Annotated in this window: 3 protein-coding genes; all 3 read right to left on the bottom strand. The window is 69.1% G+C overall.

Going from position 1 to position 4291, the window contains the following annotated elements; genetic code table 11:
* Nucleotides 1–50: 50 nt before the first annotated feature.
* The 3 genes from ACFVJS_RS26595 to ACFVJS_RS26585 all read right to left on the bottom strand — a co-directional run bounded on the left by ACFVJS_RS26595 (nucleotide 51) and on the right by ACFVJS_RS26585 (nucleotide 4214).
* Entirely contained in the window at nucleotides 51–1334 is a 1284-nt protein-coding gene (locus ACFVJS_RS26595; protein WP_378886565.1) for an ABC transporter permease, read from the bottom strand.
* An 85-nt stretch (nucleotides 1335–1419) separates the two neighbouring features.
* Nucleotides 1420–2703, bottom strand: a complete 1284-nt coding sequence (locus ACFVJS_RS26590; RefSeq protein WP_378886564.1) for an ABC transporter permease — start codon at nucleotides 2701–2703, stop codon at nucleotides 1420–1422.
* A complete protein-coding gene (locus ACFVJS_RS26585; RefSeq protein ID WP_378886563.1) occupies nucleotides 2700–4214 on the bottom strand; it encodes an ABC transporter ATP-binding protein in 1515 nt (504 codons plus the stop codon). Before ACFVJS_RS26585 ends, ACFVJS_RS26590 begins: the two co-directional genes overlap by 4 nt.
* Nucleotides 4215–4291 lie beyond the last annotated feature (77 nt).

The following is a 4291-nucleotide window of genomic DNA, read 5'->3' as shown; positions in this document are numbered from 1 at the left end:
AAGCACCTTGGCGCCGCCGCCCACCGCGCGCTGGTCTGACTCTCTCGGAGCTAGCTCTTCCGGTAGGGCACGCCGTCCGCGGCCGGGGCGCGCGAGTGCCCGACGAGCCCGGCGACGGCGAAGATGGTCACCACGTAGGGCAGCATCAGCATGAACTGCGACGGCACCGGCGAGCCGATGACCGAGAGCACCGACTCGACGTTGGTCGCGAAGCCGAAGAGCAGCGCCGCCAGCGTCGCCTTGATCGGGTCCCACTTGCCGAAGATGACCGCGGCCAGCGCGATATAGCCCGCACCGCCGGTCATCTCACGTCCGAACGACGGCACCGAGACGAGCGTGTAGGTCGCGCCACCGATGCCCGCGATCGCCCCGGCCAGTAGCACGGTGCGGTAGCGGGTGGCGATCACGTTGATGCCGACCGTGTCGGCCGCCTTCGGGTGCTCGCCGACCGCGCGGACGCGCAGACCCCACTTGGAGCGGTAGAGCGCCCAGGCGATCAGGATGACCGCGGCGTACATCAGGTAGACCAGCACCGTCTGGCGGAAGAAGATCGGGCCGATGACCGGGATGCCGGACAGCAGCGGGATCTCCAGGCGCGGGAAGTGCGGCGGGCTGTTGAGCGCGGCCGCGTTCTCGGAGAGCACCTGGGAGAACATGAAGCTGGTGAAGCCGATGACGAGCACGTTGAGGACGACACCGACGATGACCTGCTCCACCCAGTAGGTGATCGCGAAGAGGCCCAGCAGCCCGGCCACGAGCACGCCGCAGACCATCGCCGCGATCAGGCCCGCCCACGGCGAGCCGGTGATCGAGGCGGTGACCGCCGCGCCGAAGGCGCCGAAGAGCAGCTGGCCGTCGATGGCGATGTTGACCACGCCCGCCCGCTCACCGAGTACGCCACCGAGAGCACCGAACACCAGCGGAACCGCCAGCGCGAGCGCGCCCGCGAGCAGGCCGACCACGGGGAGCGTCTTGCCCGCGACCGCCCAGGCCAGGAAACCGGACACCGCGACGACCGCGAAGGCGGAGACCACGGCGAGGTGCGTCTTGCGCCCGGAGAAGGCGTTCCAGGCTGCGTACGCCGTGGCGATGAGGCACAGGGCCACGGCCGTCCAGACGACGCCGTTGGCCGGCAGCGTGATGTCGGGGATGGCGAACCAGTCGCCGTCGCGGCTCCACCGGAAGGTGGAGTCACCGGCGCGGGGCCGGACCAGGACGAGCAGTGCCACCAGCGCGGTGAACGCGGCCATGACGCCGGGCGTCTTCCACAGACCCGGGATGCGCTCGGCGACGACGGGGGCGTCGGAGTTGACCGGAAGATCGACAGCGGTCATTCCGCCACCTCCGTAGCGCAGGCGCAAGAATACGGATGAGGCGGAATGCCGAGTTGGATGGTCGCTCGCTGGCGCTCGCTCACGGTCAGGCCTCCTTCGTGGGGAGTCGGAAGATCGCCTTCACCAGAGGCGGTGCGGCGAGGAAGAGCACGATCAGGGACTGGATGACCAGCACGATGTCGACTGGGATGCCCTCGGAGGCCTGCATGAAGAAGCCGCCGGACTTGAACGCGCCGAACAGGACACCGGCGGCCAGGATGCCGAACGGGCGCGAGCGTCCCAGCAGCGCCACCGTGATGGCGTCGAAGCCGATCCCGGCGTCGAGACCGCTGGTGGCGCCGTCGGTCACCGAGCCGAGCACCTGGTTGACGCCGGCCAGACCGACCAGTGCGCCGGAGATCAGGAACGCGCTGAAGTAGGCGAACCCGACGTTGATGCCCGCTGCCCGCGCGGCCGACGGGTTCTCCCCGACGGCACGGAATCGGTAGCCGAGGGAGGAGCGGTTGAGGATCCACCAGACGAGGAACGTCGCCAGCACCGCGAGCAGGAACCCGGCGTGCAGGTTGAACTGTGGGCCGAGCAGATCCGGCAGGATCGCCGACTCCGGCATCGGCGACGACTTCGGGTTGCCCGACCCCGGGGCCTGGAGCAGCGACTTGCGCGTCAGCGCGTAGAAGACCAGGTAGTAGCCGACGTAGTTGAGCATGATCGTCACGATCACCTCGTGGGCGCCGGTGAGGGCCTTCAGAAGGCCGGCGATCCCGCCCCACAGGGCCGCGACCAGCGCACCGACGAGGATCGCCAGCGGCAGGTGGACGATCATCGGGAGGTCGAACTTGACCGCCACGAACGCGGCGGCGGCGCCACCGAGCAGCATCTGCCCGCGGCCACCGATGTTGATCAGCCCGGCGCGGAACGTCAGGCCGATGCCGAGCCCGGCGAGCGTCAGCGGCGCGGCGAACTTCAGGGTCTCGGTGATCGGCTTGATCTGCTGGGCGAAGGTGCCGCCCAGGTCGTTGAAGACCGCACCACGCCACAGCGACACGTACGCCCCCGAGATGGCCTCCCACGCGTAGTAGAAGGTGTCGGAGGGCCGGGCGAAGAAGTAGGAGAGCCCGTAGCGGACGTCCTCGTCGGTGAAGAGGATCATCAGCGACCCGAAGAACATCGCGAGCACCACCGAGAGCACCGCGACCAGCGCGTTGCCGGTGGTGATCTCCCGCAGCGCCACGTGCCAGCGGCTGGCCTCGGGCACCCGGTCGGTGTCGGAGGCGGTCTTCGTGTCAGTCGAGCCCGCCTCCGTCGGCTCGGTCGGCTCCGTCGGCTCCGTCGTCTCGGCCGGCTGCTTCTCCGGCCCCTTCTCGCTCACGCGTCGCTCCCTTCAGGAGACTCGCCGGCCATCATCAGGCCGAGGGTGTCGCGGGAGGTGTCGGCGGGGACGATACCCACGACCCGCCCGCGGTAGAGGACCATGATCCGGTCGGCGAGAGCGGCGATCTCGTCGAGCTCGGAGGATACGACGAGCACCGGGACACCCGAGTCCCGTGCCGCCACGATCTGCTTGTGGATGAACTCGATCGACCCGACGTCGACGCCGCGCGTCGGCTGTGAGGCGACGAGGAGCCGCAGGTCTCGGGAGAGCTCCCGGGCCACGACGACCTTCTGCTGGTTGCCGCCCGACAGCTGCCCGGCCAGGGTCGAGACTCCGGGGGCGCGTACGTCGTACTCGGCCAGCTTCTCCTTGGCGAAGGCGTCGAGCTTCTTGAGGTTCAGCGAGCCGCGGGAGACGAAGGGCTTGTCGTAGCTGCGGTTGAGCATCAGGTTCTCGGCGATGGTGAAGTTGCCGACCAGGCCCTCGATCTGGCGGTCCTCGGGGATGAACCCGATACCGGCCTCGAGCGCCTTGCGCACCGAACGGCCGACGATCTCGCGGCCGTCGAGCTTGATCGAGCCCTCCACGTGCGGCGCCAGGCCGACCATCGCCTCGGTGAGCTCGGTCTGACCGTTGCCCTGGACCCCGGCGACGGCCAGGATCTCACCCGCGTCGATGTGGAAGCTGACCCCGTCGATGTGGACGTAGCCGTCCTCGTCGGCCACCGTGAGGTCGGAGACGACCAGGGCGCGCTCGCCCGGCTTCGCCGGGTCTTTGTGCACCTTGAGCTCGACCGGGCGTCCGACCATCAGCGCGGCGAGCTCGGCGTTGGAGGCCTCCGGGGACGCCTCGCCGACCACGGTGCCGCGGCGGATGACCGTGATCCGGTCGGCCACCTCGCGGACCTCGCGCAGCTTGTGGGTGATGAACACGATGCCGGTGCCGGACTCCTTGAGCTGGCGCATGATCGCCATCAGCTCGTCGGTCTCCTGCGGCGTCAGCACGGCGGTCGGCTCGTCGAAGACGAGCACCTCGGCGTCGCGCGAGAGCGCCTTGATGATCTCGACCCGCTGCTGCACGCCGACGGGGAGATCCTCGACGAGCGCGTCCGGGTCCACCTGGAAGCCGAAACGCTCGGAGATGTCCCGGACCTGCTTGCGGGCGGCGTCGAGATCGAGCTTGCCGGCGAAACCGGTGGCTTCGTGGCCGAGCATGACGTTCTCCGCGACGGTGAACACGGGGATGAGCATGAAGTGCTGGTGCACCATGCCGATCCCGGCCGCCATCGCGTCGCCGGGGCCCTTGAAGCGCTGCGGCTCGTCGTCGATGAGGATCTCGCCCTCGTCGGCCTGGTAGAGGCCGTAGAGCACGTTCATCAGCGTGGACTTGCCCGCGCCGTTCTCACCGAGGAGGCAGTGGATCTCACCTGGCTCGACGGTCAGGGAGATGTGGTCGTTGGCGACCAGGGAGCCGAAGCGCTTGGTGATGTCGCGAAGCGCGAGTCTCATGGCACGGATCATTCCTTGCAGGGACGGAGAAATTCCAGAGGTACGTGGCGAGGGGGCCGGGTGCGCCCGGCCCCCTC

The organism is Nocardioides sp. NPDC057772 (genome assembly GCF_042798075.1).
Taxonomy (GTDB): domain Bacteria; phylum Actinomycetota; class Actinomycetes; order Propionibacteriales; family Nocardioidaceae; genus Nocardioides.
Note: the sequence above shows the minus strand (reverse complement) of the source record. Positions and strands in the feature narration are given on the sequence as shown.